Source organism: Streptomyces sindenensis (assembly GCF_014649035.1).
Taxonomy (GTDB): Bacteria; Actinomycetota; Actinomycetes; order Streptomycetales; family Streptomycetaceae; genus Streptomyces; species Streptomyces sindenensis.
This window is the reverse complement of the sequence record NZ_BMSG01000001.1, coordinates 138,977-165,460: the sequence shown is the minus strand read 5'-3', so window position 1 is coordinate 165,460 and position 26,484 is coordinate 138,977. Positions and strand designations below refer to the sequence as shown.

General features: G+C 74.2%; 23 protein-coding genes. 14 read left to right on the top strand and 9 right to left on the bottom strand.

Annotated elements, in window-relative coordinates:
- Positions 1-7 precede the first annotated feature (7 nt).
- Positions 8-2,134: a S9 family peptidase gene (locus IE145_RS00755; RefSeq protein ID WP_189517834.1), complete on the bottom strand. Its 2,127-nt coding sequence runs from the start codon at positions 2,132-2,134 to the stop codon at positions 8-10.
- A 191-nt stretch (positions 2,135-2,325) separates the two neighbouring features.
- Between IE145_RS00755 and IE145_RS00750 the strand changes: the two genes are divergently transcribed.
- The 5 genes from IE145_RS00750 (at position 2,326) to IE145_RS00730 (ending at position 7,142) form a co-directional block, all read left to right on the top strand.
- On the top strand, positions 2,326-2,520 hold the full coding sequence (locus IE145_RS00750; RefSeq protein ID WP_006127350.1) for a membrane protein: 195 nt from the start codon (positions 2,326-2,328) through the stop codon (positions 2,518-2,520).
- Positions 2,521-2,603: 83 nt separating this feature from the next.
- Positions 2,604-3,521 (top strand): N-acetyl-1-D-myo-inositol-2-amino-2-deoxy-alpha-D-glucopyranoside deacetylase, encoded by a 918-nt coding sequence (gene mshB, locus IE145_RS00745; RefSeq protein ID WP_189517832.1) that lies wholly within the window; start codon positions 2,604-2,606, stop codon positions 3,519-3,521.
- The gene (locus IE145_RS00740; RefSeq protein ID WP_189517830.1) at positions 3,518-4,006 is read left to right on the top strand and encodes a DUF6113 family protein; all 489 of its coding nucleotides are present in this window, start codon (positions 3,518-3,520) and stop codon (positions 4,004-4,006) included. The genes mshB and IE145_RS00740 overlap by 4 nt, the downstream gene beginning before the upstream one ends.
- 175 nt (positions 4,007-4,181) lie before the next feature.
- Entirely contained in the window at positions 4,182-6,443 is a 2,262-nt protein-coding gene (locus IE145_RS00735) for a hypothetical protein (protein ID WP_189517828.1), read from the top strand.
- Between the two features lie 192 nt (positions 6,444-6,635).
- Entirely contained in the window at positions 6,636-7,142 is a 507-nt protein-coding gene (locus IE145_RS00730) for a DUF4265 domain-containing protein (RefSeq protein ID WP_189517826.1), read from the top strand.
- 51 nt (positions 7,143-7,193) lie between these two features.
- Here the strand turns inward: IE145_RS00730 and IE145_RS00725 are convergent, their stop codons facing one another.
- Both IE145_RS00725 and IE145_RS00720 read right to left on the bottom strand, forming a co-directional pair.
- A complete protein-coding gene (locus tag IE145_RS00725) occupies positions 7,194-7,778 on the bottom strand; it encodes a sugar O-acetyltransferase (RefSeq protein WP_189517824.1) in 585 nt (194 codons plus the stop codon).
- Complete coding sequence (locus IE145_RS00720) at positions 7,775-9,019, bottom strand: MFS transporter (RefSeq protein WP_189517822.1); 1,245 nt, start codon at positions 9,017-9,019, stop codon at positions 7,775-7,777. The genes IE145_RS00725 and IE145_RS00720 overlap by 4 nt, the downstream gene beginning before the upstream one ends.
- A 246-nt stretch (positions 9,020-9,265) precedes the next feature.
- Between IE145_RS00720 and IE145_RS00715 the strand changes: the two genes are divergently transcribed.
- The 5 genes from IE145_RS00715 (at position 9,266) to IE145_RS00695 (ending at position 17,100) form a co-directional block, all read left to right on the top strand.
- Complete coding sequence (locus IE145_RS00715) at positions 9,266-10,243, top strand: helix-turn-helix domain-containing protein (RefSeq protein WP_189517820.1); 978 nt, start codon at positions 9,266-9,268, stop codon at positions 10,241-10,243.
- 218 nt (positions 10,244-10,461) lie between these two features.
- Positions 10,462-13,149, top strand: coding sequence for a class III lanthionine synthetase LanKC (gene lanKC, locus IE145_RS00710; protein ID WP_189517818.1), 2,688 nt, complete (start codon positions 10,462-10,464; stop codon positions 13,147-13,149).
- Between the two features lie 25 nt (positions 13,150-13,174).
- On the top strand, positions 13,175-13,306 hold the full coding sequence (locus IE145_RS00705; RefSeq protein WP_003966507.1) for a SapB/AmfS family lanthipeptide: 132 nt from the start codon (positions 13,175-13,177) through the stop codon (positions 13,304-13,306).
- Positions 13,307-13,402: 96 nt separating this feature from the next.
- Complete coding sequence (locus IE145_RS00700) at positions 13,403-15,253, top strand: ABC transporter ATP-binding protein (RefSeq protein ID WP_189517816.1); 1,851 nt, start codon at positions 13,403-13,405, stop codon at positions 15,251-15,253.
- Positions 15,250-17,100: an ATP-binding cassette domain-containing protein gene (locus tag IE145_RS00695; RefSeq protein ID WP_189517814.1), complete on the top strand. Its 1,851-nt coding sequence runs from the start codon at positions 15,250-15,252 to the stop codon at positions 17,098-17,100. Before IE145_RS00700 ends, IE145_RS00695 begins: the two co-directional genes overlap by 4 nt.
- On the opposite strand, the gene IE145_RS00690 is transcribed toward IE145_RS00695, so the two are convergent.
- From IE145_RS00690 to IE145_RS00680, 3 genes are all read right to left on the bottom strand, one after another.
- Positions 17,069-17,674 carry a response regulator transcription factor gene (locus tag IE145_RS00690; protein ID WP_189517812.1) on the bottom strand — a complete coding sequence of 202 codons (606 nt, stop codon included), beginning with the start codon at positions 17,672-17,674 and terminating at the stop codon, positions 17,069-17,071. The two genes, IE145_RS00695 and IE145_RS00690, sit on opposite strands and share 32 nt — an antisense overlap.
- A gap of 303 nt (positions 17,675-17,977) precedes the next feature.
- Positions 17,978-18,859, bottom strand: coding sequence for a transglutaminase-like and tetratricopeptide repeat-containing protein (locus IE145_RS00685; RefSeq protein WP_189517810.1), 882 nt, complete (start codon positions 18,857-18,859; stop codon positions 17,978-17,980).
- 70 nt (positions 18,860-18,929) lie between these two features.
- On the bottom strand, positions 18,930-19,925 hold the full coding sequence (locus IE145_RS00680; RefSeq protein WP_189517808.1) for a GNAT family N-acetyltransferase: 996 nt from the start codon (positions 19,923-19,925) through the stop codon (positions 18,930-18,932).
- 117 nt (positions 19,926-20,042) lie between these two features.
- On the opposite strand from IE145_RS00680, the gene fdxA reads away from it, so the two are divergent.
- Both fdxA and dapC read left to right on the top strand, forming a co-directional pair.
- The gene (fdxA, locus tag IE145_RS00675) at positions 20,043-20,363 is read left to right on the top strand and encodes a ferredoxin (protein ID WP_007446848.1); all 321 of its coding nucleotides are present in this window, start codon (positions 20,043-20,045) and stop codon (positions 20,361-20,363) included.
- 110 nt (positions 20,364-20,473) lie between these two features.
- On the top strand, positions 20,474-21,568 hold the full coding sequence (gene dapC / locus IE145_RS00670) for a succinyldiaminopimelate transaminase (protein WP_189517806.1): 1,095 nt from the start codon (positions 20,474-20,476) through the stop codon (positions 21,566-21,568).
- A gap of 169 nt (positions 21,569-21,737) precedes the next feature.
- Here the strand turns inward: dapC and IE145_RS00665 are convergent, their stop codons facing one another.
- A complete protein-coding gene (locus tag IE145_RS00665; RefSeq protein ID WP_189517805.1) occupies positions 21,738-22,205 on the bottom strand; it encodes an ATP-binding protein in 468 nt (155 codons plus the stop codon).
- 290 nt (positions 22,206-22,495) lie between these two features.
- The gene (locus IE145_RS00660) at positions 22,496-23,422 is read right to left on the bottom strand and encodes a hypothetical protein (protein WP_444545668.1); all 927 of its coding nucleotides are present in this window, start codon (positions 23,420-23,422) and stop codon (positions 22,496-22,498) included.
- A 61-nt stretch (positions 23,423-23,483) separates the two neighbouring features.
- Between IE145_RS00660 and dapE the strand changes: the two genes are divergently transcribed.
- Both dapE and IE145_RS00650 read left to right on the top strand, forming a co-directional pair.
- Positions 23,484-24,575 carry a succinyl-diaminopimelate desuccinylase gene (gene dapE / locus IE145_RS00655; protein ID WP_189517804.1) on the top strand — a complete coding sequence of 364 codons (1,092 nt, stop codon included), beginning with the start codon at positions 23,484-23,486 and terminating at the stop codon, positions 24,573-24,575.
- Between the two features lie 103 nt (positions 24,576-24,678).
- On the top strand, positions 24,679-25,464 hold the full coding sequence (locus tag IE145_RS00650) for an LOG family protein (RefSeq protein WP_069740230.1): 786 nt from the start codon (positions 24,679-24,681) through the stop codon (positions 25,462-25,464).
- Positions 25,465-25,559: 95 nt separating this feature from the next.
- Here IE145_RS00650 and folP read toward each other — a convergent pair whose 3' ends face one another.
- Positions 25,560-26,432: a dihydropteroate synthase gene (folP, locus tag IE145_RS00645; RefSeq protein WP_189517803.1), complete on the bottom strand. Its 873-nt coding sequence runs from the start codon at positions 26,430-26,432 to the stop codon at positions 25,560-25,562.
- Positions 26,433-26,484 lie beyond the last annotated feature (52 nt).

The window sequence follows — 26,484 nt, the reverse complement described above, 5'->3', positions numbered from 1 at the left end:
GGGCGGCTCAGGCGCCGGACATCCCCAACGACCGCTTGAGGAAGTCCACCTGGAGCAGGAGCAGGTTCTCCGCGACCTGCTCCTGCGGCGTCATGTGCGTCACCCCGCTGAGCGGCAGCACCTCGTGCGGCCGCCCGGCCGCCAGCAGCGCCGAGGACAGCCGCAGGGCGTGCGCGACCACCACGTTGTCGTCCGCGAGCCCGTGCACGATCATCATCGGGCGCACCTCGGAAGCGGGTTCGGACAGCCCGTCGTCGGTGACCAGGGAGTTGGCCGCGTACACCTCCGGCTGCCGGGCCGGATCGCCGAGGTAGCGCTCGGTGTAGTGGGTGTCGTACAGCCGCCAGTCCGTGACCGGGGCGCCCACCACGGCCGCGTGGAAGACGTCCGGGCGGCGCAGCGCCGCGAGGCCCGCCAGATAGCCGCCGTAGGACCAGCCGCGGATCGCCACCCGGGACAGATCCAGCGGGAACCGCCCCGCGAGCCCCTCCAGCGCCTCGATCTGGTCGTCCAGGGTGAGGGTGAAGTCGTCCCGCACCGCCTTCTCCCAGGCCGGCGAACGGCCCGGCGCGCCCCGCCCGTCCGCCACGACCACCGCGAAGCCCTGGTCCGCGAACCACTGTGACGTCAGGTGCGGGTTGTGGGCGGCGACCACCCGGCGGCCGTGCGGACCACCGTACGGATCCAGCAGGACCGGAAGCGGACCGTCCGACTCCTGGTAGTCCGACGGAAGCAGCACGGCGCACGGAATCCGCCGTGCGCCCCCCTCGGTCAGGGTCACGCGGGCGGCGAGCACCGGCTCCTGGGCGAAGCTCGCGACGCGGACCAGCCGCTTGCCGTCCCGCACGACCCACGCGGCGGTTCCGGGCTCCTCGGGAACGGCCGAGACCACCACCGACAGAGCGCCCGAGCGGACCGCGGAGTGCACACCCACCCCTTCGGAAATCCGCTCGATTCCCAGCTCGTTGACCCGGTACACATGGATCTGTCCGACCTCCGGCTCGGCCGCGTCCTCACCGGCCACCGCCGAGATCAGGATGTCCGACTCCCCGATGTCCAGCACCGCCTGGACGTGCAGCTGCGACCCGGTGAGCGGCCGGTCCCCGACCGCCAGCACCCGCGCGCCGCCCTCGTCGGCGATCCGCACCAGCCGCCCGTCCGGCGCCCACGCGGGCACCCCGGGGAAGAGATCCAGCCAGACCGGGTCCTCGTCGACATGGACGAGCCGGGTCGCGCCGGTCTCCGGATCCACCGCCAGATACCGCTGACTGCGCTGGTCACGGGCCTGCACCAGCAGCAGCGGGGCGCCCGCGGCCGACCAGTGCACCTGGGCCAGATACGGGAACGCCTCCCGGTCCCAGACCACTTCGGTACGGTCCCCCTCCAGGTCCATCACGAAGAGCCGCACCTCCGCGTCGGGCGTTCCCGCCGCCGGGTAGGCGACCTCGGCCGGCCTGCGCTCGGGGTGCGCCGGATCGGCGATGTACCACCGCTGTACGGGGCTCTCGTCGGCCCGCGCGACCAGCAGCCGGTCCGACTCGGGCGACCACCAGAAACCCCGGTGGCGGTGCATCTCCTCGGCCGCGATGAACTCGGCCAGACCATAGGTGACCTGGGGGTCCTCCGGCTCGGCCAGCGCCCGGTCGCCCTCGCCCGTCGCCTCCACCACCCGCAGCGCGCCCTGGGCCACGTACGCGATGTGCCGGCCGTCGGGGGACGGGCGGGGGTCGATCACCGGACCCGGCACCGGCAGCGCCCGCGCGGTCCCGGCCCGCAGTTCGGCGACGTACACCTTTCCGGACAGCGCGAACGCGGCCAACTCCGCCGCCGCGTCCACCGCGTAGGAGACGATCCCCGCCGAACCCTCCCGGGTCCGCTCCCGCCGGGCCCGCTCCCGCGCCGACAGCTTCTCCGCCGAACCGCCCAGCAGGACGTCGGGATCGGCGGCGACCCGCTCCTCGCCGGTCGCCGGGTCGAGCACCCAGAGCCGGGTGGTCCGGTCCGTTCCGGACGTGGACCGCAGGAAGATCACACGTGTCTCATCCGGTGAGACGGTGAAGGCGCGAGGTGCGCCGAGAGTGAAGCGCTGGGTCCGGGCGTGCTGGCGGGGAAAGGACAGCTTCTGCGAGGTCATGGCTCTGAACCTAGTGCCGAACTCGGCCGCGTGGCACGGTTCGTGCGCCCCTCGTGCTGCTGTGCCCCGATCAATGCGTTGGGACGGAAAGTTATGATCCGTAGCGCTCGGTGGGTAGGAACCCGCTGACAACCCGCACACCGTGTACCCCCGTTCCGACCGTCCGAACGTACCGATGGAGGTGAACCGCCGTGGCGCTCTCGATTTCGGCGGTAGTGCTGCTGGCGATCATCGTCTTCCTGCTGATCAAGAAATCGGGGCTGAAGGGAGGGCACGCGGTGGTCTGCATGCTGCTCGGCTTCTACATCGCGAGTTCGTCCATCGCACCGACCATCTCCGATCTGACGACCAACGTGGCGGGAATGATCAGCAGCATCAAGTTCTGATCCGGACGTCGGCCGCCGGGGGCGGCAGGCGGGCGTGAGGGCGCGGGGGCACGGGGGGCCTCCGGGCTCGTAGGGTGGTCCCCATGAAGGACCTCCCCGCCCGCCGCCTGCTGCTCGTGCACGCGCATCCCGACGACGAGTCGATCAACAACGGCGCCACCATGGCCAGGTATGCGGCCGAGGGCGCCCACGTCACCCTGGTGACGTGCACGCTCGGCGAGGAGGGCGAGGTCATCCCGCCCGCGCTCGCCCGCCTCACCGCGGACCGGGACGACGCGCTGGGCCCCCACCGGGTCGGCGAGCTGGCCGCGGCGATGCGGGAGCTCGGCATCACCGACCACCGCTTCCTCGGCGGCGCGGGCCGCTACCGGGACTCCGGGATGATGGGCGCCGAACAGAACGGCCGCCCCGGCTCCTTCTGGTCCACCCCGGTGGACGAGGCGGCCGCCCACCTCGTCGAGGTGATCCGCGAGGTCCGCCCCCAGGTCCTGGTCACCTACGACCCGGACGGGGGCTACGGCCACCCCGACCACATCCAGGCCCACCGCGTCGCGATGCGCGCCGCCGACCTGGCCGCCGACCCGGCGTACGGCTCCGACGCCCCGCACACCATCGCCAAGATCTACTGGAACCGGGTGGAGCGCGAGGTGCTGGAGGCCGCCTTCGACCGGCTGCGCACCACCGCGCCCGACGCCTTTCCCGGCATCGCGGCGGTGGCCGACGTCCCGGGCGTGACCGACGCGGAGCAGATCACCGCGGAGATCGACGGATCGGCGTACGCCGGGGCGAAGTCGGCGGCGATGCGCGCCCACGGCACCCAGATCGCGGTGGACGGTCCCTTCTTCGCCCTCTCCAACGATCTCGGCCAGCCCCTGCTGACGACCGAGTGCTACCAACTGGTGCGCGGCGTTCGCGGGGTGGCCGGGCCGGAGCGGGAGAGCGACCTGTTCGCGGGCGTCCCGCTCGCGGACGCCCCGGGCGCCGAGGGAGGCGCGGCATGAGCGGCAACCCCAAAAAGGCCCGCGGGCGTGCGGACTCCTCCCAGGCGCCGCGACGGAACGCGCCCCCCAGGGAGCCCGAGCCCAGGGGGCCCGAGCCCTACGGTTTCGCAGCCCGGCCGAACCCGGCCCGGATCGCCGCTTATTCGGGCCTCGCGGTCCTCGGCGCGCTCGTCGCCCTCGCCGGAACCCTCGTCCAAGCGGCCTGGTTCCCGGGCGGGTTGATCATCGCCCTGCTCGGCTCCGGCGGCCTCTTCTACGGCGGCCGGATCCTGACCCGTACCCAGATCGGCGCGCTCGCCCCGGCGGCGGGATGGTTCATCACGGTCTTCCTTCTGCTGAGCGGCCGGCCGGAGGGCGACTACGTCTTCGGTGACGAACTCGGCCTGGTGCTCTTCATGCTCGGCGGCACGGCCGTCGCTGTGATCTGCGCCACCACGTCCAAGGTGCCGCAATCAGCCATCCGCAGCGGCCGGTCCGGTACATGAAGTGCCATGTCCGGGTCGTCGGCGACCCTCACAGGTGTGAGGCAGGGGTGGAGGTTTCACCCGGTCGCGGAGTGTCCGACGGCGGCGGCCAGTATGGTGGTGCGCGCGCCGAGCCGTCCCCTGGCCTGCGGCATGGGGGAAGTACGGGCGGCGGAGCCAATCGGGAGAACCTGCTTTGAGTCGTGAAACTGACAGTTCGTCCTCCGGGCCCCAGGGCCGTGGCGGAGCCGCGTACCCCTCGGGTACGCCGCCGTACGGATCCCGCCAGTATCCGTCGCTCCACCCGTCGCGGGACGGCTCTGACGAGAACCCGGAATCCGTGGATCCGCCCCGGCCCGAGGAACCGAAGACCGAGACGACGCTGACGACGCGCATCCGGATCAACATCCCCGGCTCGCGTCCCATCCCGCCGGTCGTCATGCGTACGCCGATGGCGGAGAGCGACATCTCCGGCGGCGGCCGTTCCGACGCCGAGCGCACGGGTGCGACCCCGCGTCCCGGCACGCCGCCGGCCGCACCGGGCGCCGGTGGGAACGCGAGCCCCGGTGCCGGATCCCCGGACCGCTCCGGCGGCCCGAGCGCCGGCTCCAACGGCGGTGCGCCCGCGGACCGGTCCGGGGACGGCGGCCCGGCCACCGACCCGACGCCCGCGGAGAAGCCGGCCCGGGAGAAGAGCGGCAGCGACTGGTTCGCCCCGCGCAAGGCCCCGACCGCAGGCCCGGCGACGGCCGGCCAGGGTGGTCCGGGCGCGGGCGCGCCCGGCGGTCCGGGTGGCCAGGGCGGCCCGGGTTCGGGCGGCCTCGGCGGCCCGGCACCCGGCGGCATGGGCGGTCCGGCCCCCGCCGGACCCCCCGGTCCCGGCTCGGGCGGTCCCGCTGGTCCCGGCCCCGGCGGCCCGGGCGGTCCCGGTGGCGCGTCCGACGGGGGCGCGGGACGTTCGCGCCCCGACCTGCCGTACTTCTCGGACGCCCCGAAGTCCGGCGGCGGACCGGGTGCGCCCGGCTCCGGCCCCGGCCGCAGTGCGCTCGACAGCTACGGCACCGAGCCCCCCGGCGGCGGCCCGCGTGCCACCCCCGGCTCCGGAGCGCGTACGCCCGGCCCGTCCGGCCCCACCACGGGACCGGCCACCGGCACCTCCTCGCTGACCCCGAACCTCGACGGCGTTCCGGGCCTCGGCGGCCCCGGCCCGATGGTCCCGGGCACCCCCGGCGGCGTACCGCCCCGGATGTCCGACGACACCGCGATCCTCACGCCGCAGGCCCCGGCGCCCGAGCCGGGCCCCGGCGGCCATGTCTCGGGCGACACGCTGACGAGCGGCATCCCCGTGGTGCCCAGCGAGCCGCGCACCCCGTTCCCGGGTGGGCCCGGCACCCCCGGCGCCCCGGTGACGGGCCACGGAGGACCGGGCGGACCGGGTGTTCCCACGCCGGGGCCCGCCGCCCCGCGCCCCGCGTCGCCGACCGCGTCGGCCCCCGCCGCCCCCGCGAAGAAGGGCCGCTCCAAGCTGGTCCTGCTCGGGGTCGCCGCGGTCGTCCTGCTCGGCATCGCGTACGGGGCGGGCCTTCTGCTGAACCACGCCGAGGTCCCCAAGGGCACCACGGTGCTCGGCGTCGACATCGGCGGCGGCACGAAGGAGGAGGCGGTCACCAAGCTCGAAGCCGCCCTCGGCGAGCGGGCCAAGACGCCTCTGACGCTGTCGGTGGACGGCAAGGAGGAGAAGCTCGACCCCGAGAAGGCCGGTCTCACCCTGGACAGCCAGGAGACCGTGCGCGGCGCGGCGGGCAGCGACTACAACCCCGTCTCGGTGATCGGTTCGCTGTTCGGCGGGGAGCGCCCCGCCGACCCGGTGATCCCGGTCGACGAGGAGAAGCTCGGCGTGGCGCTGACCGACCTGGCGGGCGCGTCCGGCTCGGCCAACGACGGCACGATCCGCTTCGAGCCGAACAAGGCCGTGGCGGTGCCGGGCAAGCCGGGCAAGAAGCTGGATGCCGGCCAGTCCCTGATCTCGGTCCGGGACGCCTACCGCGCCCAGGTGCAGACCGGGAAGGCCCGAGTGGTCGAACTCCCCGTCACCATCAGCCAACCCACCATCACCAAGGCGGAACTGGACCGGGCGATGAGGGAGTTCGCCCAGCCCGCGATGTCCGGTCTGATCACCATCAAGGCCGGTCCCAAGCAGATCCAGTTCGGCCCGGCCCGGTCGCTGCCGCAGATCCTGTCCATGAAGCCGGTGGACGGCCGACTGGTCGACGTCTACGACAAGAAGGCGATCGACACGCTGCTCGACGGCGTCTTCGACGGCATCATGGCCGTCAAGGCCGACGGGAAGAAGCACCAGGTCGGCCCGGACGACGTGGCCCAGGCGATGAAGACCGCCCTCACCGGGAAGACCCCGGCCGAGCGCACGGTCACCATCAGCCTGACCGGCGAGGGCTGAGCCCGGCGAGAGACGCGGCGAAGCGGGGCTCGGCGCTCATCAGCGGCCGGGCCCCGCTTCCGTACGGGTTCCCGTAGCGGGAGAGAGGGCTACGGGAAGTTCACCACCTGGGAAGCTGATGCCGTGCCCGGTCCTCGTGGTGACGGTGGCCGTGGACAGGCGGACGTGCCGCGTGCGGGGGACGATGGGACCATGAGTTCCCCCGCCGGCCCGGAGCGCCCGTCCCGCGAAGCCGATCAGATCAAGGTCTGGTTCCGGCTGGCCCCGCGCGAGGACCGGCCGCTGCCGTACGAGACCGAGGGGTTGTGGGCGACGCGGCTCGGCCCGGACACCGCGCGGGTGGACAACGTGCCCTTCCTGCGCGACGGGGTCGCCGAGGGCGAGACCGTACGCTTCCGGACGGACGGGGACGGGGTGCACTGGGCCGGCGAGCGGGTGGCCGACTCGGGCAACTGCACCGTACGGGTGCTGCCCGTGCCGGACGGCCCGCTCGGGCACGACGCGCGGGCCGTGCACGAGCGGCTCGCCGGGTTCGGGCTCACGGGCGAGGTCTTCAGCGCCGACTTTCCGCTGGTCGCCCTGACCGTGCCCGGCGGCGCGGATCTGCGCGGGGTGAAGGCGCTGCTCACCCGGGGGCGGGAGGAGGGCTGGTGGCACTTCGAGGTCTCGTGCGTCACGGACGCCTGGCGGTCGGCGTAGGGCGCGGGCGGTGACGTCTCCGGCTCGCCGACGGCGTGGCGCGTCGGCGGGTCACGCCTCCGGTTCGCCGATCGTCCGGATCACCCGGGCCGGGTTGCCGACCGCCACCACGTTCGCGGGCAGGTCCTTCGTGACGACCGCTCCCGCGCCGACCACCGTGTTCTCACCGATGGTCACCCCGGGGCAGACGATCACCCCGCCGCCCAGCCACACGTTGTCGCCGATGGTGATCGGCTCGGCGGCCTCCCATTTGGCGCGGCGCTGCTCGGGGTCGATGGGGTGGGTCGGGGTGAGCAGCTGGACGTTGGGGCCCATCTGGACGTCCGCGCCGATGGTGATGCGGGCGACGTCCAGGAGGACCGCGCCGAAGTTGATGAACGTCCGCGGGCCGATGGTGGTCTGGTAGCCGTAGTCGACCCGCAGCGGCGGCCGTACCTCCACGCCCTCGCCCACCTCGCCGAGCAACTCGGCCAGGACCGCGCGCCGGGCCTCGGGGTCGGCGGCCGACGCGGCGTTGTAGCGCTCGCTCAGCACGGCCGCGTGCAGGGCCTCCGCCGTCAGTTCGGGGTCGTCGGCGAGGTACAGCTCGCCGGAGAGCATGGCTTCCTTCTGGCTGGGCCTGGCGTTGTCGCTCATGTCGTCTCTTCCCTGCGAGGTGTCCGGGGCGCTCGCGGTGACGGTGATCCGTCCGCTCCGAGCAGTCTGCCCCCGTCGGCGCCGGGCGGCGTACGCAGCCCCGGGGCCAGCGCCAGCGTCACCGCCACGGAGAGGCCCGCGACCGCCGCCATGCCCGTGGCCGGGGAGGTCAGCTGGGCGATACCGCCCGCCACGGCCGCGCCCACCCCCTGCATCGCGAGCATTCCCGAGGAGCTGAGCCCGAGCGCCTGGCCGCTCAGCCCGGGCGGGGTGAGTGCCAGCAGCCGTTCCTGGAGCAGCAGGCTCGCGGCGAAGCCGGCACTGGCCACGACGACCAGCGCCAGTGCGAGGGGCAGCCCCGGGCGCAGCGCGAAGAGGAGGTAGGGCGCGGCCAGCAGCAGCCGCAGCGGAGCCCCCAGCCGCGCGCGCCACCGGGGCGTGACGAACCGCCCGACCAGCGTGTCCCCGGCCAGCATCCCCAGGGCCCCGCCCGCGAAGAGCAGCCCGGCGTGCCCGGGCGCGTACGCCACGTACAGGGACTCGCAGCCGACGACGAGCCCGTTGGGGACCCAGAGGGCGAGGAAGACGTACCGGCGCGGCGTGGACGACCAGAGCGACGCGTTCGTCCGCCAGGTCTCCCGGACCGAGGGGCGGCCGGTCGCCCTGGCCGGCCGGGCGGTCAGCCCGAGCCGGGTCACGGCCGCCGCGACGACGTACAGGGCCGCCCCGGTCAGCAGTGTGCCGCGCGCCGAGAACACCGCCACCAGCGCCCCGCCCGCCGCGAATCCGCAGATCTGCATCGCGCCGCCCGCCATGTTCAGCACCGAGCGGCCGAGCAGGAACCCCTCGCGCGGCACGATCTCGTTGAGCAGCCCGTACCGCACGCCCCCGCCCGGCGACCCGGCCACACCCATCACCAGCAGAACGGCGAACGAGGCCCCCAGCGGCAGCCCGGGAACGGCCTGCACGCAGGCTGCCCCCGCCGACAGCAGGGCGAGAGCGGTCAGGGCGGCGCGCGGCGGCAGCCGGTCCGCCGCCGACAGCAGGGTCAGCGCCCCGGCCACCTGGGCCAGCGACGGCCCGAACATCGCCAGCGCCGACAGCAGGGGTGAGCCCGTCCGCGCGTACACGAGGGTGCCGAGGGCGAGGCCGGTCGCGGTCTGGGCGGCCGTCTGCACGGAGACGGCCGCGAAGAAGGGGGTGAACTCCGGGGTCCGGAACAGTTCGCGGTAGGTGCGCATGGGCGGAGTCTCCGGACGCCGTCACGGGCGCGGTTACTGTTTCGCGCGGACGCGAAAGCCTGGAGCGGAGGGGGGTGGAGCGGGTCTGCTGAACGGTCGGGGCTGATGGATCTCACCGGAACGGGGCGGCCGGTCCGGGAGGGGCCCGGCGAACGGGGCCGGCAAGGCGGCTTCGCCGACACGGTTGAGCAGGGCCGACAGGGCCGACAGGGCTGACAGGGCTGACAGAGAACGGGCGGTGGTGGCGTGGGGTGGTGGCAGGTCAGTGCCGACACGCTCGCGAGCAGCCGGTTCGTCGTCTCGCCGCTCGCGGAGGCCGTCGCCTGCCTGCTGCTCCTGGAGCGGGCCACCGCCGCGCACCCGGGGGAGCGCGCCTGGCTGGAGGCCCATCTGCCCGCGTACCGCCGGCGGGCCGCCGACGGCCCGGTCTCCGCCCTCGTGATCCGTTCCGCCCTCGCGCCCCGCTGGACCGCCGACTTCCTCACCCCCGCCCCGGTCCTCGCCCCACCGGGCCAGGCCCCGCCCTCCTTCGCCGAGGAGCTGGCGCGGATCCGGGCCACCCCGCCCGACCGGGCGCGCGCCGATCTGGCCGTGGCGCTGAGCAAGCCGCTGCCCGCCGCGCTGGACCGGGACGACCTGGCCGAGCGCGCCGCCGACGCAGTGGAGTGGGTCTGGACGCACACCGTGCTGCCCGACTGGCCGAGGCGGCGGCGGATCCTGGAGGCCGATGTGGTCGCCCGTACCGCCCAGTTGGGACGGGCCGGATGGGCCGGGGCCCTGAACGGCATGCGGCCCGGGGTCCGCTGGCTGGGCGACAGCCGGTTGCAGATCAACACCTACGACCACCCGCCCCGCGAACTGGACCGCGCGCAGCTCCTGTTCATCCCCGTCACCCCGGACCGGTCCTGGGTCTGCTGGGACATCCCGCACCGGTACGGGCTGGTGTACCCGTGCTCCGGCGTGCTCGCCGAGGCCGGACGCGTTCCCGTACCCGCCGCCCTGGGCGCGCTGATCGGCCCCGCGCGGGCCGCCGTCCTGTTGCTGCTGGCCTCCCCGCTCAGCACGACGCAGCTCGTCGCCCTGACCGGCCAGGGGCTGGGGTCGGTCGGCCGCCATCTGCGGATCCTGCTGGACGCCGGACTGGTCCGCCGCCGCCGGGCGGGCCGCTCCGTGCTCTATTTCCGTACCGAGGCGGGCGACGCCCTGGTGCACAGCGCGGGCTGAGGGGAGACGGAAGCGCCCTGTGCGCGCCCCCACGCGCCCCCGGTCGCTGCCCCTTCCTGGCGGGGCGACGAGCGGATACGCATCAGTACGGGGTGTGCTCCGCATGGTTGGCGCGCATGTACGAGTCGTGACAACGGTGACTATGGGCACCGCTCGTCGTTGTGACAACTTCTCTCTCGCCGCGAACGACGCGGAGGAACCGAGCGAGGGGGCCGTGCGTGAATCCGGAGTACGCCGCGTACTGCCAGGCGGACCGCCGCTTCTACGACGCACCCCACCGTTCCCTCGGACCGGGCGGAGCCGTCGACGCGGAGAGCTCGTTCTACGCGGCCGTCCGTGGCTCCGCACCCGAGGGGTGGACCCGCTCCCGGCGCGGTGACTGGCTCTCCTACAGCCCCGACGGGCTGCGGCTGCCCGCCCAGGGCTGGAAGATCCACGTCTCGGCCGCCCTCGACAACGCGGCGTCCGTGCTCGACCGGGTCACCGCCCACTGCCTGGAGCACCGCCTCGCCTTCAAGTGCATACCCGACGCGGGGCTGTTGGCCCTGCGCAACGCCAAGTACGCGGACCGGGCGGGCAGCGGGAAGTTCATCACCGTCTACCCGCCGTCCGAGGAAGCGTTCCCCGAGGTGTGCACCGCCCTGATGCGGCTCCTGGAGGGCGAGCACGGCCCGTACATCCTGAGCGATCTGCGGTGCGGGAACGGGCCCGTACACACCCGGTACGGCGCGTTCGCCGCCCGCTTCTGCTCCGGTCCGGACGGCCGGCCCGTGCCCGCAGTCGCCGACCCGCGGGGCCGGCTCGTCCCCGACGACCGGGGCCCCGCCTTCCGTGTCCCCTCCTGGGTGACCCCGCCCGGCTTTCTGACGCCGCACCTCGAAGCCCGGGCCGCCGTGGGCCTCGCCGACCTCCCGTACGCCGTGGAGAAGGCGCTGCACTTCTCCAACGGCGGCGGGGTCTACCTCGGCCGCGACACCCGCACCGGCGAGCAGGTCGTCCTCAAGGAGGCCCGGCCGTACGCCGGTCTGGCCGCCGACGGGGCGGACGCGGTGGCGCGCCTTGAGCGGGAGCGGACCGCGTTGGAGCAACTGGCCGGGCTGGACTGCGTACCGGCCGTCCGGGACGTGTTCGAGGTCGGCGACCACCACTTCCTGGTCCTCCAGTACATCCCCGGCACCACCCTCAACACCGTTTTCGCCCGCCGCTTCCCGCTCGCCCGGCAGCACCCGTCGCCCGAACTCCTCGCCGAACACGTCACGTGGGCCGAGGAGGTGTACGGGCAGGTCGAGCGGGCCGTCGCCGCGGTGCACGACCGGGGCATCGTCATCAGTGATCTGCACATGAGCAACGTGATGGTCGACGAGGAGGCCGGGCGGATCGTCCTGCTCGACTTCGAGGCCGCCTCCCCGGCCGCCGAACGCCGCCGCCAGATCGTCGCCAACCCGGCCTTCGTCGCCCCGCCCGACCGGCGCGGCACCGACATCGACCACTACGCGCTCGCCTGTCTGCGGCTCGCCCTGTACCTGCCGCTCACCACGCTGTTCGGCATCGACCGCACGAAGGCCGCCGGACTCGCCCGGGACATCGCCCGCGCCTTCCCGGTGACGGAGGACGCGCTGCGTCCGGCGGTCGAGGAGATCCTGCGGGATGTGCGGGACGTGCAGGATGTGCGGGACACGGGGGAGGCTGCCTCCCGGACGGCGTCGGCAGCGGCTTCCGGTACGGCTTACGCCGCCGGTCTCCGCGACTGGCCGCGCGCCCGCGACGCGCTGGCCCGGGCCGTCGCCGCCTCCTGCACACCGGAGCGCGACGACCGCTGCTTCCCCGGGGACATCGCCCAGTTCGCCACCGCCACCGGCGGCCAGTCCTTCGCGTACGGGGCCGCCGGGGTGCTCTACGCCCTCCACGAGACCGGCGCTCCGCCGTGCGCACCGGCCGAGGAATGGCTCCTGCGGCACGCCAAGGACCCCGCGTCCGGCAGCCCCCTCGGCTTCTACGACGGGCTCACCGGCATCGTCTGGACCCTGCACCGGATCGGCCGCACCGCCGAGGCCGCCGACCTCCTCCGCATCATCCTCGACCAGCCCCTGGAGGGCCTCGCGCCGGGCCTGCACAACGGGTACGCGGGCATCGGCCTCGCCCTCGACGACCTGGCCCGCACCGCCTCCGCCACCGACGCCCCGGCCCTGTCCGCCGCCGCGGCCCGCTGCACCGCCCTCGCCGTCCGCGCGCTCGTCGACGGTCCGCCGTCGCCCCGCACCGGACTGCTGCACGGCGCGAGCGGCATCGCCCTGCTGCTGATCCGCCGGTACGCGACCACCGGGGACGCCGCCCTGCTGGACCTGGCCGCCGCCGCACTCCGCCGCGACCTGGAACGCTGCCGGGCCGGGGACGACGGGGCGCTCCTCGTCGTCGAGGGCAAGCGGCTGATGCCGTACGTCGGTTCGGGCAGCGCCGGCATCGCGGCCGTCATCGACGCCTACCTCGCCCAGCGCCCCGACCCGGAGCTGACGGCGGCGGGCCGGGCCCTGCTCCCGGCCGCGCTCTCCGCCTTCTACGTCCAGCCCGGACTGCTCAGGGGCTCCGCCGGACTCCTGCTGCACCTCGCGGCCACCCCGCTGTGCGACCCGGCCGACCGGCGGCGCGCGATCGACCGCCACACCGATCTGCTGGGCAGCCACGCCCTGCGGTACGGCGGCGGACTCGCCTTCCCCGGCGAGCAGTTGATGCGCCTGTCGATGGACCTGGCCACCGGGACCGCCGGCGCTCTCCTCGCCCTGGGCGCCGCGTCGGGCCGCCCCACCGGACTTCCCTTCCTGCCCGCCGCTCCGGCGGCGCAACCGGCCGCGCAAGCGGCCCCACGGACCGGCCCCTCCAGGGGTCGTGGCAACACCACCGTTCAGTAGGCAACCGTCCCCGAAAGGACACATCATGGCCCTTCTCGACCTTCAGGCGATGGACACCCCGGCCGAGGACTCGTTCGGCGAGCTCGCCACGGGCAGCCAGGTCTCGCTGCTGGTCTGTGAGTACAGCTCCCTCAGCGTGGTCCTCTGCACCCCGTGACCCGCACCGGCCGGCCCGTCGGTGCGCACCACCGGCGGGCCGGCCGGCCACGTGCCCCCAGGGGCCGTCCCCCCGACCGATCCGAAAGGCGACCCCGTGCCGCAGCCGCCCCCGGACCCGAGCCCCGGCACGGCGTCCGGCGCCCGGCGGCTCGCCCGGCTCCACCCGGCCGCCCTCACCTGGCTGTTCCTCTGCTCCACCGGTGGGGCGCTCGCCGCCCTCGCCCTGCCCGCCGCCCTCGGCCACACCGTCGACCGGCTCGTCTCCGGCGGACCCGTGCCCTGGTCCGGGCTGCTGCTCTGCGCCGTCCTGACCCTCGCCGAGACCGGGTGCGACGCGGCGGCCGCCGTCACCGGCACGACCACCACCGCCCGGCTCACCGCGTCCCTGCGCACCCGCACCGCCGCCCGGATCCTGGCCGCCGAACCACGCAGAGCCCTCGCCCTGCCCACCGGGGACCTCACCGCCCGGCTCACCGCCCGCACCGCCGACGCCGCGTCCGCGCCCGTCACGGCCGCCGGAGCCGTCGCGGGCGTCCTGCTCCCGCTCGGCGCGCTCGTCGGGCTCCTCCTCATCGACGTCTGGACGGCCGCCGCCCTCCTCCTGGGCACCCCGCTCCTCGTCGCCCTGCTGCGCACCTTCACCCGGCACACCGCCGACGCCGGGGCCGACTACCAGCGCGCCCAGTCGCTCATCGCCCACCGGCTCACCGAAGCCCTGGACGGCGCCGACACCATCCGCGCCGCCCGCACCGGCGCCCGCGAACACCGCCGCGTCCTGGAACCCCTGGCCGCCCTCGCCGACCACGGCCGCCGCACCTGGACCGTGTACGGGCGGGCCGTCGGCCGCAGCGGACTCCTGCTGCCCCTGCTCATGCTGCTGGTCCTCGCGGTCGCCGGACTCCGGCTCGCCGCGGGCGCGATCGGCGTCGGCGAGCTCGTCGCCGCCTCCCGCTACGCGAGCCTCGCCGTCGGCATCGGCGCCCTCACCGGAGCGCTCGGCTCCCTGGCCCGCAGCCGCGCCGCCGCCCGGAGCCTCGACCCCCTCCTCACCCTCGCCCCGCTGCCGCACCGCGGGCTGGGCCCGGTTCCCGACGCCCCCGGACACCTCGAACTCCGGGACGTCGGCGTCGAACAGGACGGCCGGCCCCTGCTGGCCGGCGTCCACCTGACCGTCCCCGGCGGCACGTCCCTGGCCGTCGTCGGACGCTCCGGCTCCGGCAAGTCCCAGCTCGCCGCGGTCGCCGGGCGGCTGCTCGACCCGGACGCCGGCAGCGTGCTGCTGGACGGCGTCCCGCTGGACGCCATGGAACCGGCCCGGCTCCGCCGCGAGGTGGCGTACGCCTTCGCCCGCCCCGCCCTCCTCGGCGCCACCGTCGAGGACACGATCGCCCACGGCCCCTGGACCGCCTCGCCCGACGCCGTACGCGAAGCGGCCCGCGCCGCCCGCGCCGACGGGTTCCTCGCGCTGCTCCCGTACGGCTACGCCACCCCGGTGGCCGACGCCCCGCTCTCCGGCGGCGAACGCCAACGCCTGGGACTGGCCCGCGCGTTCGCCCACCCGGGCCGGCTGCTGATCCTGGACGACGCGCTGTCCAGCCTCGACACCGTGACCGAGCACCACGTCCGCCGCGCCCTCGACGCGCGGGCGGGGCGCTGCACCCGGATCATCGTCGCCCACCGGCTCTCCTCGGCCGCGCGGGCGGACCGGGTCGCCTGGCTGGAGAACGGCAGGCTCCGCGCGACGGGCCGCCACGACGAGCTGTGGCAGGACCCGGACTACCGGTCGGTCTTCAGCACGGACGACGGCGGCGCGGACAACGGCGGTACGGACGGCAGCGGTTCGGACGACAGCGGTTCGGACAACAGCGCCACGCACAACGGAGGCAGCCCTCGCCGCACCGCCGACGGCACCGCGCCCTCCCTCGCCGCAGCGGAGACCCGATGAAACGCGGCCCCGCCCCGGCGCGCCCCGCCCGCGATACGGCCCTGCGCCGGGTCGCCCGCGAGGCCCGGCCCTTCCTGCGGGCGCGCACCGGGGCGATCCTGCGGCTGGCCGGATGGTCTCTGCTGGAGTTCGCGCAGACCTTCCTCGGCGGATACGGGGTCGCCCGCGCCCTCGACGACGGCTTCCTCGCCGGACGTCCGGCGACCGGCCTCCTCTGGCTGGCCGTCGCCGCCGTCGCCGTGCTGCCCTCCGTGCTCGCCGCCCGAGGCGTGTTCGGCCGGCTCGCCGACCTGGTGGAGCCGCTGCGCGACGGGCTGGTGCGGCGCGCGGTGGCGCGGGCGCTGTCCGGTGCGCTCGGCGGCTCCGGCGACGTCAGCACCCGGTCCCTCTCCCAGGTCACCCATCAGAGTGAGATCGCCCGGGACGGCTGGGCCGGACTCGTCCTGACCCTGCGGTCGTTCGTGTTCACGGCCGCCGGAGCCGTCACCGGCCTCCTGGCCCTCTCGCCCGCCCTCCTCCTCTTCGTGCTGCCACCGCTGGTCCTGGGGGCCGCCCTGTTCCTCGGCACCCTGCCGCCGATGGCCGCCCGCCAGCGCGCCTACCTCGCCGCCGACGAGGCGTACGCCGCGCACGCGGGCGAGCTCGCCGCCTCCGTACGGGACATCGCCGCCGCCGGAACCGCCGAGCGGACGGTGGCCGAGTCCCGGGCCCTGGCCGACGCGCAGCTCGCCGCGTCCCGTTCGCTGGCCCGCTGGTCGGCGGTGCGGGTGGTGGCCCTCGCGGTCTGCGGCCGCTTCCCGCCGCTCCTGCTGCTCCTGGGCGCGCCCTGGCTGCTGCGGAACGGGCTCACAGCAGGTGGTCTCGTCGGCGCGCTGACCTATCTCACCCAGGCGCTCGCCCCGGCCGTCCAGGCCCTGATGACCATGCTGGGCACGGCGGGCGGCCGTCTCGTCGTGGTCCTGGACCGCTTCACGGACGCCCCGCCCCCGCCCGCGGACGAACCGGCCCCGGCCACCTCCGACGACGCCCCGCCGCCCCCTCGGAGCCCCGCCCGGCACACCCCGGTCGCCGAGCTCCACGCGGTCACCTTCGCCTACGGGCCCCGCGCCCACCCCGTCCTGGACCGGCTCTCCCTGACGGTCGGGGCGGGTGAGCACCTCGCGGTCGTCGGCCCGAGCGGCAGTGGCAAGTCGACCCTGGCCGCCGTCCTCGCCGGGACCGAGCGGCCCACCGGGGGAGCGGTGCGGTGGCGGGGGCGCCCGGCGCGGCCGGCCGACGCCACGTCCGTACGCGTCCTGCTGCCCCAGCACGCCTATGTGTTCAGCGGCACGCTGCGGGACAACCTCCGCTACCTCCGGCCCGACGCCCGTGACCGGGAGATCGCGGCCATGGCGGACGCGGTCGGCCTGGACGCGCTGCTCTCCCGGCTCGGCTCCCTCGACGCGGCCGTCGAACCGGACCGGCTCTCCCAGGGCGAACGGCAGCTCGTCGCCCTCGGCCGCGCCTATCTCGCCGCCCCGCCGCTGCTGATCCTCGACGAGGCCACCAGCCGGCTCGACCCGGCCGCCGAGACCCGCGCCGAGCTGGCGTTCGCCGCCCTGCCCGGAGCGCTGGTCGTCGTCGCCCACCGGCTCAGCTCGGCCCGTCGCGCCGACCGGACCCTGGTGATGGACGGCCCGCGCACCCGGTGCGGCACCCCCGCCGAACTCCTGCGCTCCAGCGCCCTCTACCGCGACCTGTCCGGCCTCTGGGAGCCGGAGGCACAGCCGGAAGCACCGGAGGAAGAGCGGCGACGGGGGGAGGAGCGCGGCATCGTCAGATCCACCCCGCCTCCTTCGCCCGTCTGATCGCGTCCAGCCGATTCCGCGCCCCCGACTTCCGGATGGCGGCGGCCAGATAATTGCGGACGGTCCCCGGGGTCAGATGCAGTCGCGCGGCTATCCCGGCCACGTTGTCCCCCTCCTCGGCCAACGAGAGCACACTCAATTCCCTTGGTGATAACGGCATGTCGGCCACCTGAAGGAGACTGAAGGCCAGTGATTCGTCGATATGCCGTCCGCCGTCCGCCAGTTTGTGCATCACCTCGGACAGGTCGTCCACCGGGCGGTACTTGTCGATGTAGCCGAGCGCTCCCGCCTCGTACGCCCGCCGCAGGCCGCGCGGCTGATCGCTGCGTGTGAGCACGGCGAGGGGATACGTTCCTCCGTGCGGTGGGGTGACCGTCTTCACCTCGTCGAGCACGTCCCGTGCGCCCGGACAGTCGAGGTCGGTGAGCAGCACGTCGGGGCACGCCCCGTTCAGCGCGGCGCGTATCGCGCCTCGTTCGGCGGTGCGGACCTCTATGCCCTGCCCCGTGCCGAGGAACGAGGCCAGCGATGCGCGCCACAACGGCACGGTGTGGACCAGCAGCACGGTTGTCATCAATCTGCCCTCAGCTCTTCTCTTCCGGCCGCCCAACGCGGAATGCGATGGACTGTGCGCGCCCCGTGACGGGTTTCCAGTTGAGCGCATGGGCATTCGTGTACGCGGACGAACGGGCCGAATAACGCCACTGTCGGGGGCGGAAGGGGGCGTTCGGATGTAAACCGGGAGCGCACATCGCTCACGGACCCATCCGACTCGTCACGGCCGGGGTGCTGGCACGAGTGACGTCAGGCGGATTTCCGTGGATCGCCAGGTCCGTGGATCCGCCGATCCACGGAAATCTTTACCGGACGCCCGGGTTCAGTTCAGCAGGGCGCGCGCCGCATGAGCCTTGCGCCGGATGTTCTCGGCCGCCGTCGGCTCGATCCCGGCGAGGACCTCCGCATACTCCTCCATCTCCACCGCCCCGCGCAGGAAATCACCGCGCTGGACGAGGAGCTGGGCGTGCTCGTAGCGGAGCCTGGCCGGATGCGAGGGCAGGAGCAGCGACAGCTCCACCGCCCACAGGGCCACATCCGTGCGCTCGGGCCGGGCCGCCGCCCACGCCCGGATGTTGTTCAGGATCCGCAGCACGATCTCCAGCGGACGGGCGGGCACCATCATCGACGGCTCCAGCGCCGCCCCGGTCGCCCCCGTCACCAGCAGCTCCGCGTCCCGGCCGGACAGCGGCGCGCCCCCGGCGAACGGATCGGCCAGCAACGGCTGTTCCCGGTCGCCGAAGCCGACCACGAAGTGCCCGGGCAGAGCCACGCCGTACACCGGTGCGCCCGCCCTCCTCGCGACCTCGATCCAGACGACCGAGAGCAGGATCGGCAGACCCCGGCGGCGGCGCAGCACCTGCTGGAGGAGCGAGGAGTCCAGCCGCTGGTAGTCGGCCGAGGAGCCGCCGAACCCGCAGCGCTCACCCAGCAGTTCGGCCAGCGCCGAGGCCCAGCCGGCGGGGGAGCGGGAGCCGTGGGGCAGCAGACCCGCCAGCCGGTCCAGCTCGATCTGCGCGGCGTCGATGCCGTACGGGTCGAAGACGGTTTCCCCCGGAGGCACCGGGACGACCTCGGCCGGGCCGACCGGTCCGGCCTCCGCGCCCAGCAGCAGGCACAGGAGAGCGAGGTCCGGCCGCTCGGACCGGGCCTCCTCGGCGAACTGCCGCCGCCGCTCGGCCGCCCCGGAATCCAGCCCGCTCATGTCCGATCCACGCCCCTGCCCGTCCTGTCCCCGCCCCGGTCCCGGCCTGCGCGGCGCGCCGCGCGTCCCCTCACACCGAGCGGTAGTGGTGGTACCGGTGGTGGCCCGCGAAGCCCATGCCGTCGTACAGCGCCCGTGCCCCCTCATTGTCCTCCTCGACCTGGAGCCAGGCCGCCGAAGCGCCCTCGTCCAGCGCGCGGCGGGCCAGCGCGGTCATCACCGCCGTGGCCAGCCCGCGCCGCCGCTGTTCCGGCGCGACCTCCACGGCCATGAATCCGGCCCACCGCCCGTCCACCACACACCGGCCGATCGCGTCCGGCGCGTCGCCGCTGCCCGGCACCGTGGCGAACCAGACCGAGGGGCCGCTGCCCAGCACCCGCAGCACATGCGGGCCGGAGGTGGAGAAGCGCTGGTAGCGGGCGAGCCAGGCCGCGTCCGGCTCCCGGGTCAGCCGGACCGCGGCCACCTCCGCCTCCCGGTCCCCGACCGGGGCCAGCGCGGCGATCCGCACCTCCGCCGACCCCTCGCGCCGCCAGCCGTGCCCCTCTAGCTCCGCGGACAACAGCTCCTGTGTGCCCTCGGCCCCGGTCGCCGTCTGGATGTACGCGGGCAGGCCCCGCTCCTCGTACCAGCGGCGGACGCGCCCGAGCGCCTCGCCGAGCGGCAGACCCGGATCGCCGAGCGGCAGTACGGAGTTGGCGCGCCGGGTGAACCCTCCGGCCGCGCGCAGCCGCCAGTCGCCCAGCGCCTCGCTCTCCACCGGCTGCCAGGCACGCGCGGTGACGGCCGCCAGCTCCTCGAAGGAGGCGGCGGGACCCCGGCGCCGGGCCGGGGCGGCGGGCACGACCTTCCCCGCGACCAGGGAAGATTCCACGATGTGGACAGACTCCCCACTCTTTCGTGTGATCGACACCACACCGTCGTTCCATGATGTGAGCACGCCGACCACGTCGGTGAACTCCGCGCCCGAGCCGCCGTTGTCCGTCCGGCGCCGCACGGACACGCGTTTGCCCACGTCAGCGGGTGTGATGCGGACTTCCAGCCGTCCGCCGATGGTGAATTCCACAGCTCTGTCCGCCCCTCCTGTTCGGATCGTGCCCGAGAACGGAGATACTAGGGGCGGGCATCGACGACGCCGCGCTCCCGCGCGAGAGCCAACGCCCTACCGAGGAGGAACGACAGCGTGACCTACGTCATCGCGCAGCCTTGTGTCGACGTGAAGGACAAGGCCTGCATCGAAGAGTGCCCCGTCGACTGCATCTACGAGGGCCAGCGGTCCTTGTACATCCACCCGGACGAGTGCGTCGACTGTGGAGCCTGTGAGCCGGTGTGCCCGGTCGAGGCCATCTTCTACGAGGACGACACTCCGGAGGAGTGGAAGGACTACTACAAGGCGAACGTCGAGTTCTTCGACGACCTCGGCTCGCCGGGCGGTGCTTCCAAGCTCGGTCTCATCGAGCGCGACCACGCGTTCATCGCCGGACTGCCGCCGCAGAACCAGTAAGCGGCGGCGACACGCGCGCAGCCCGGTCCCGTACGGCTCGTCCCCGTGCGGGACCGAGCCGTTTCCCCGTGCGGCCGCCGTACCCGAACACCCCGAGAAAGCAGAGCCCCGTGTCCGCAGTCTCCTCCCGCCTCCCGGTCTTCCCCTGGGACAAGCTCGCGCCCTACAAGTCGACGGCCCAGGCCCACCCGGACGGCATCGTGGACCTGTCGGTCGGCACCCCGGTCGACCCGGTCCCCGAGCTGATCCAGCGGGCGCTGGTCGCCGCCGCGGACAGCCCCGGCTATCCGACGGTGTGGGGCACCGAGGCCCTGCGGGACGCGCTCACCGGCTGGGTGGAGCGCCGCCTCGGCGCGGTCGGCGTCACCCACGCCAACGTGCTGCCGGTCGTCGGCTCCAAGGAGCTGGTGGCCTGGCTGCCGACGCAGCTCGGGCTCGGCGCGGGCGACAAGGTGGCCTACCCCCGGCTCGCCTACCCGACGTACGAGGTCGGAGCCCGGCTCTGCGGTGCGGAGCCCGTCGCCTACGACGACCCGACCGAGCTGGACCCGGCGGGGCTGAAGCTGCTCTGGCTCAACTCGCCGTCCAACCCCACCGGCAAGGTGCTGCCCAAGGACGAGCTGACCCGGATCGTCGCCTGGGCGCGCGAGCACGGCGTCCTCGTCCTCAGCGACGAGTGCTACCTGGAGCTGGGCTGGGACGCCGAACCGGTCTCGGTGCTCCACCCGGACGTCTGCGGCGGCCACTACGACGGCATCGTGGCGGTCCACTCGCTCTCCAAGCGCTCCAACCTGGCCGGATACCGGGCCGCGTTCATCGCGGGTGACGCGGCCGTCCTCGGTGAGCTGCTGCTGATCCGCAAGCACGGCGGGATGATGACGGCCGCTCCCGTCCAGGCCGCCACCGTCGCCGCCCTCGGCGACGACGTGCACGTCTCCGAGCAGCGCGCCCGGTACGCCGACCGGCGCCTGGCCCTGCGCGCGGCCCTGGAGGCGCACGGCTTCCGGATCGAGCACAGCGAGGCGAGCCTCTACCTGTGGGCGACCCGCGACGAGCCGTGCTGGGACACCGTGGCGTACCTCGCGGAGCGCGGCATCCTGGTCGCGCCCGGCGACTTCTACGGCCCGGCGGGCGCGAGCTTCGTCCGGGTGGCGTTCACCGCGACGGACGAGCGGGTGGCGGCGGCGGTCAAGCGCCTGTCCTGACCCGGATCCGCGGGAGGGCCCGGATACGCGGGGCCCGTACACGCGGGAGGGCCCGGACACGCGGGGCCCGGATCCGGGGGAGGGTCCGGACACGCGGGAGGGCCCGGACACGCGGGAGGGCCTGAGGAGTGCGCACTCCTCAGGCCCTCCCGCGTGTGTGCGGGGGCGGTCAGCCGATCGGCAGGCCGTTCAGCGGCAGGGCGTCGGTGGGCAGGCCGCCCTGGCCGAGGCTTTCGGTGGGCAGACCTTCGCCGAGACCGTCGGTGGGCAGACCGCCACCGGCAGCCTCGGTCACCCCGCCGACGGCCTGGCCCGCGTTGCCCGCGGCCTGGCCGGCGGTCTCCTGGGCGGCCGGGACGGCGACCTTGGCGGACTTGCCGACGGTCTCGCCCGCCGCCGGGAGGGCGGTGCCGACGAGCCGGCCACCGGTCTCCCCGGCGGCCTGGGTGCCCTGCCGGGCGGTGCTGTCCAGGGTGTCGCCGACGTTCGCGCCGTCCAGGGCGGTCAGGCCGCCCAGCTCCGGGGCCGCCGGGAGATCTGCGGCGCTCGCGGCACCGGCCGCACCGACCACGGGGGTCGCGCCAGCGGCGATCAGCAGCGCGGCACGAGCGATCCGACGGGTCAGGGGGAGGGACATGATGCTCCTTCAGCGGGTTGTGCACGAATTTGTTTGTCCGGTGATCGGACGCACTGACAACCGCTTCGGGGGAGGGGAAGGTTGCGGCGGGCCAAGGTAAAGACTGAGTAATGCGTCCGATTATCCGCAGCGGAAGAACCCGGGCAAACAATCCATACCGCCGGGATCCGATGAACCGTCACTTCCCTTGTCCGGCAAGGGAATCGGAGCAGGGTGGCGCGACGGCGGGGAGGGTCGCGGAAAGGGCCCGGGGACAGGGCCCCCGTGGCCCGTACGAGTGATGGGGCATACTACTGCACGACCTGGATCCTGACCGCGGTCGTGCCCGTTTCCTTGTCCTTCGCGCGTTCCGTCCGCCAGCCCGTACCGGCGTCCCAGACCCGGTCCGCATAGCTCACGCGCTCGATCCGCAGCGCCTCGGACTGCGCCACGGCCCAGTGCGCCAGCTCCCAGCCGCGTCGCGGCGATGCCTTGTCCTCGGCCCGCGCCGAGGTCGCCGGGACGGGCACCGAAACGGTCGAGGCGGCGGACGCGCCCGCGGCCTTCGCGGCGGGCAGCACGTCCTTGCCGAAGGCCCGCACCAACTCGGCCCGCACCCGCCCGGCATCCCCCGGGCCGTCGGCCGTGGCCCTCGACGGGGTGCAGTTCAGCGAGGCCGCCCGGCGCCCGGTCAGCGCGGCCGCCAGCAGCGCGGCGTCCGGCTCGTGCTTCGCGTACGCCTGCGGGAACCCGCTGCGCTGCACGCGCTGCGCGGCCACGGTCAGCGGGAGGCGCGAATAGCCCGGCACCTCGGCCAGGCCCTCGTAGAACTTCCCGGCCGAGTAGACCGGGTCCATGATCTGCTCCACGGTGCCCCAGCCCTGCGAGGGCCGCTGCTGGAACAGGCCCACCGAGTCCCGGTCCCCGTAGTCGATGTTGCGGAGCGTGGACTCCTGGAGCGCGGTCGCCAGCGCGATCGTCACCGCCCGCTCGGGCATCCCCCGGGTGGTGCCCACCGCCGAGATCGTCGCCGCGTTGACGGCCTGGGCCAGGCTCATCTCGTAACGCTGCGTCTCGCCCTCGTCCCCGTCCTTCGCTTCCACGACACAGCGCGGCGGGTTCTTCGAACCGGAGGAGTCGTACTGCACGGCCAGGTACCCGCCGAGCGCCGCGAGCACGGCGAAGGCGGCCCCGTAGCGGAAGAGGCGTCGTCGGCGAGGGCTGACTGTCCTGGACACGGGCCCACCGTACTGGAGGCCCCGGGCGGGGCCGATACCCAAGTCCCTTAGGGTCGGGTCCATGGCCGACAGCACCCTTGACCCCGCCCTTGACCTCACCCTGGACGGACCGGCGCTCACCGCCCGGCTCGTCGACTTCCCCTCGGTCAGCGGGGAGGAGAAGGCCCTCGCCGACGCGATCGAATCGGCCCTGCGCACCCTGCCGCACCTCACCGTCGACCGGTACGGCAACAACGTCGTCGCCCGCACGAACCTGGGCCGCGCCGAGCGCGTCGTCCTCGCGGGGCACATCGACACCGTGCCGATCGCCGACAACGTCCCCTCCCGCCTCGACGGGAACGGCGTCCTCTGGGGCTGCGGGACCTCCGACATGAAGTCCGGCGTCGCCGTCCAGCTCCGGATCGCCGCCACGGTCCCCGAGCCCAACCGCGACCTGACCTTCATCTTCTACGACAACGAAGAGGTCGCCGCCCACCTCAACGGACTCGGCCACATCGCCGACGCGCACCCCGACTGGCTCGCCGGGGACTTCGCCGTCCTGCTGGAGCCCTCCGACGGAGAGGTCGAGGGCGGCTGCCAGGGCACCCTGCGGGTCCACCTGCGGACCGCGGGGGAGCGGGCCCACTCGGCGCGCAGCTGGATGGGGTCCAACGCGATCCACGCCGCAGCCCCGATCCTGGCCGCCCTCGCCGCGTACGAGCCCCGCCGACCGGTCATCGACGGCCTCGAATACCACGAGGGCCTCAACGCGGTCGGCATCGAGGGCGGCGTCGCCACCAACGTCATCCCGGACGCCTGCACCGTCGTCGTCAACTACCGCTACGCCCCCGACCGCACCGAGGAGGAGGCCATCGCCCACGTCCGCGAGGTCTTCGCCGACTGCCCCGTGACCGAGATCGTCATCGACGACCACTCCGGCGCCGCCATGCCCGGCCTCTCCCACCCCGCCGCCCAGGCGTTCATGGCCGCCGTCGGCGGCACGGCCCGGCCCAAGTTCGGCTGGACCGACGTCTCCCGGTTCGGCGCGCTCGGCGTCCCCGCGGTGAACTACGGACCCGGCGACCCGATGTACGCCCACAAGCGCGACGAGCACGTGGCCGTCGAGAAGATCACCCACTGCGAGGACCGCCTCCGCTCCTGGCTGACCGGCTGACGCCCGGCATTCCCCCGTACGTAACCTCCGCCGATCTACGCTGGCCGCACGCAGCACGACACGTACGACCCGGCACGAAGCAGGTCGGTGGAGGGAGCGGAACATGGGCAACGCCGAGGACGCACGGATCCCCGAGGGCGCGGAGGTTCCCGAGGGAGCGGTCAGCCCCGAGGAACAGTGGCTGGGCCCGGTCCTGCGCCGCAGGGAGCAGGTCCAGCCCGGCACGACCGATCAGCGGCTGCTGGACTCCGAGGGCGACTCCGAGTGGGTGCACACCGACCCCTGGCGGGTGATGCGCATCCAGTCGGAGTTCGTCGAGGGCTTCGGCGCGCTCGCCGAACTGCCGAGCGCGATCAGCGTCTTCGGCTCGGCCCGCACCCCCGCCGGATCACCGGAGTACGAGGCCGGGGTGGCGATCGGCAAGGCCCTGGTCGACGCGGGGTTCGCGGTGATCACCGGCGGCGGCCCGGGCGCGATGGAGGCGGCCAACAAGGGCGCCCGGGAGGCCAAGGGCGTCTCGGTCGGCCTCGGCATCGAGCTGCCCTTCGAGTCGGGCCTCAACCCGCACGTCGACATCGGCGTCAACTTCCGCTACTTCTTCGTCCGCAAGACGATGTTCGTGAAGTACGCCCAGGGCTTCGTGGTCCTGCCCGGCGGCCTCGGCACCCTCGACGAACTCTTCGAGGCCCTCACCCTCGTCCAGACCGGCAAGGTCACCCGCTTCCCGATCGTCCTGTTCGGCACGGCGTACTGGGGCGGCCTGGTCGACTGGCTCCGCGACACGGTGGTGGCCCAGGGCAAGGCATCCGAGAAGGACCTGCTGCTGTTCCACGTGACGGACGACGTGGAGGAAGCGGTGATGCTGGTCACGAAGGAGGTGGGCCGGTAACCGGTCCCGGCCCGTCCGGCCACTCCCCCGGCGCTTGAGGAGCGGGGTCCAGGGGCAGCGCGCCCCGGGCCCCGCCCGTCGGGCAGGCGGCAGGCCTACGCCAGCCCTCTCCGCGCGACCGCCGGCGCCCGGTGCCCGGCGATGGACGCCACCATGTCCAGAACCTGCCGGGTCTCCGCCACCTCGTGCACCCGGTACACCCGCGCCCCCAGCCACGCCGACACCGCCGTCGTCGCCAGCGTCCCGATGACGCGTTCCTTCACCGGCCGGTCCAGCGTCTCGCCCACGAAGTCCTTGTTGGACAGGGACACCAGCACCGGCCACCCGGTCTCGGCCATCTCCTCGAGACGGCGCGTCGCCTCCAGCGAATGCCGGGTGTTCTTCCCGAAGTCATGACCCGGATCGATCATGATCCTGTCGGGCCGCACCCCGAGCTCCACCGCTCGCTCCGCGAGCCCCACCGTCACGCGCAGGATGTCCGCCATGACGTCGTCGTACGCGATCCGGTGCGGCCGCGTCCGCGGCTCCGCGCCGCCCGCGTGCGTGCACACGAGCCCCGCCCCGTACCGCGCGGCGACCTCCGCCAGCTTCGGATCCACCCCGCCCCACGCGTCGTTCAGCACATCCGCCCCGGCCTCGCAGACCGCCTCGCCCACGTCGTGCCGCCAGGTGTCCACGCTGATCACCACGTCCGGGTGGCGGCGGCGCACCTCGGCGACGAACCCGACCGTACGGCGCGCCTCCTCCTCGGCGGTCACCTCCTCGCCGGGCCCCGCCTTCACCCCGCCGATGTCGATGATCGCCGCGCCCTCGGCCACCGCCTGCTCGACCCGGGCGAGCGCCGGCTCGTCCCGGAAGGTGGCGCCCCGGTCGTAGAAGGAGTCGGGGGTCCGGTTCACGATCGCCATGATCACCGGCTCGTGGGGACCGAATTCCCGCCGCCCCAACCTGAGTGCACCGCTGCGCATCCCGTCTTTCCTCCTCAGCTGACCGCCTACGACCCGCCTGCCGACCCTACGG

What these genes read in the sequence shown, in the direction of transcription:
- IE145_RS00720 (WP_189517822.1), bottom strand. Translation starts at nt 9,019, where the DNA reads ATGCGCACCTACCGCGAACTGTTCCGGACCCCGGAGTTCACCCCCTTC.
- IE145_RS00755 (WP_189517834.1), bottom strand. Translation starts at nt 2,134, where the DNA reads ATGACCTCGCAGAAGCTGTCCTTTCCCCGCCAGCACGCCCGGACCCAG.
- IE145_RS00730 (WP_189517826.1), top strand. Translation starts at nt 6,636, where the DNA reads ATGAGTTCCCCCGCCGGCCCGGAGCGCCCGTCCCGCGAAGCCGATCAG.
- dapE (WP_189517804.1), top strand. Translation starts at nt 23,484, where the DNA reads ATGGCCGACAGCACCCTTGACCCCGCCCTTGACCTCACCCTGGACGGA.
- IE145_RS00665 (WP_189517805.1), bottom strand. Translation starts at nt 22,205, where the DNA reads ATGTCCCTCCCCCTGACCCGTCGGATCGCTCGTGCCGCGCTGCTGATC.
- folP (WP_189517803.1), bottom strand. Translation starts at nt 26,432, where the DNA reads ATGCGCAGCGGTGCACTCAGGTTGGGGCGGCGGGAATTCGGTCCCCAC.
- IE145_RS00740 (WP_189517830.1), top strand. Translation starts at nt 3,518, where the DNA reads ATGAGCGGCAACCCCAAAAAGGCCCGCGGGCGTGCGGACTCCTCCCAG.
- IE145_RS00650 (WP_069740230.1), top strand. Translation starts at nt 24,679, where the DNA reads ATGGGCAACGCCGAGGACGCACGGATCCCCGAGGGCGCGGAGGTTCCC.
- IE145_RS00695 (WP_189517814.1), top strand. Translation starts at nt 15,250, where the DNA reads ATGAAACGCGGCCCCGCCCCGGCGCGCCCCGCCCGCGATACGGCCCTG.
- IE145_RS00725 (WP_189517824.1), bottom strand. Translation starts at nt 7,778, where the DNA reads ATGAGCGACAACGCCAGGCCCAGCCAGAAGGAAGCCATGCTCTCCGGC.
- IE145_RS00705 (WP_003966507.1), top strand. Translation starts at nt 13,175, where the DNA reads ATGGCCCTTCTCGACCTTCAGGCGATGGACACCCCGGCCGAGGACTCG.
- IE145_RS00690 (WP_189517812.1), bottom strand. Translation starts at nt 17,674, where the DNA reads ATGACAACCGTGCTGCTGGTCCACACCGTGCCGTTGTGGCGCGCATCG.
- IE145_RS00685 (WP_189517810.1), bottom strand. Translation starts at nt 18,859, where the DNA reads ATGAGCGGGCTGGATTCCGGGGCGGCCGAGCGGCGGCGGCAGTTCGCC.
- mshB (WP_189517832.1), top strand. Translation starts at nt 2,604, where the DNA reads ATGAAGGACCTCCCCGCCCGCCGCCTGCTGCTCGTGCACGCGCATCCC.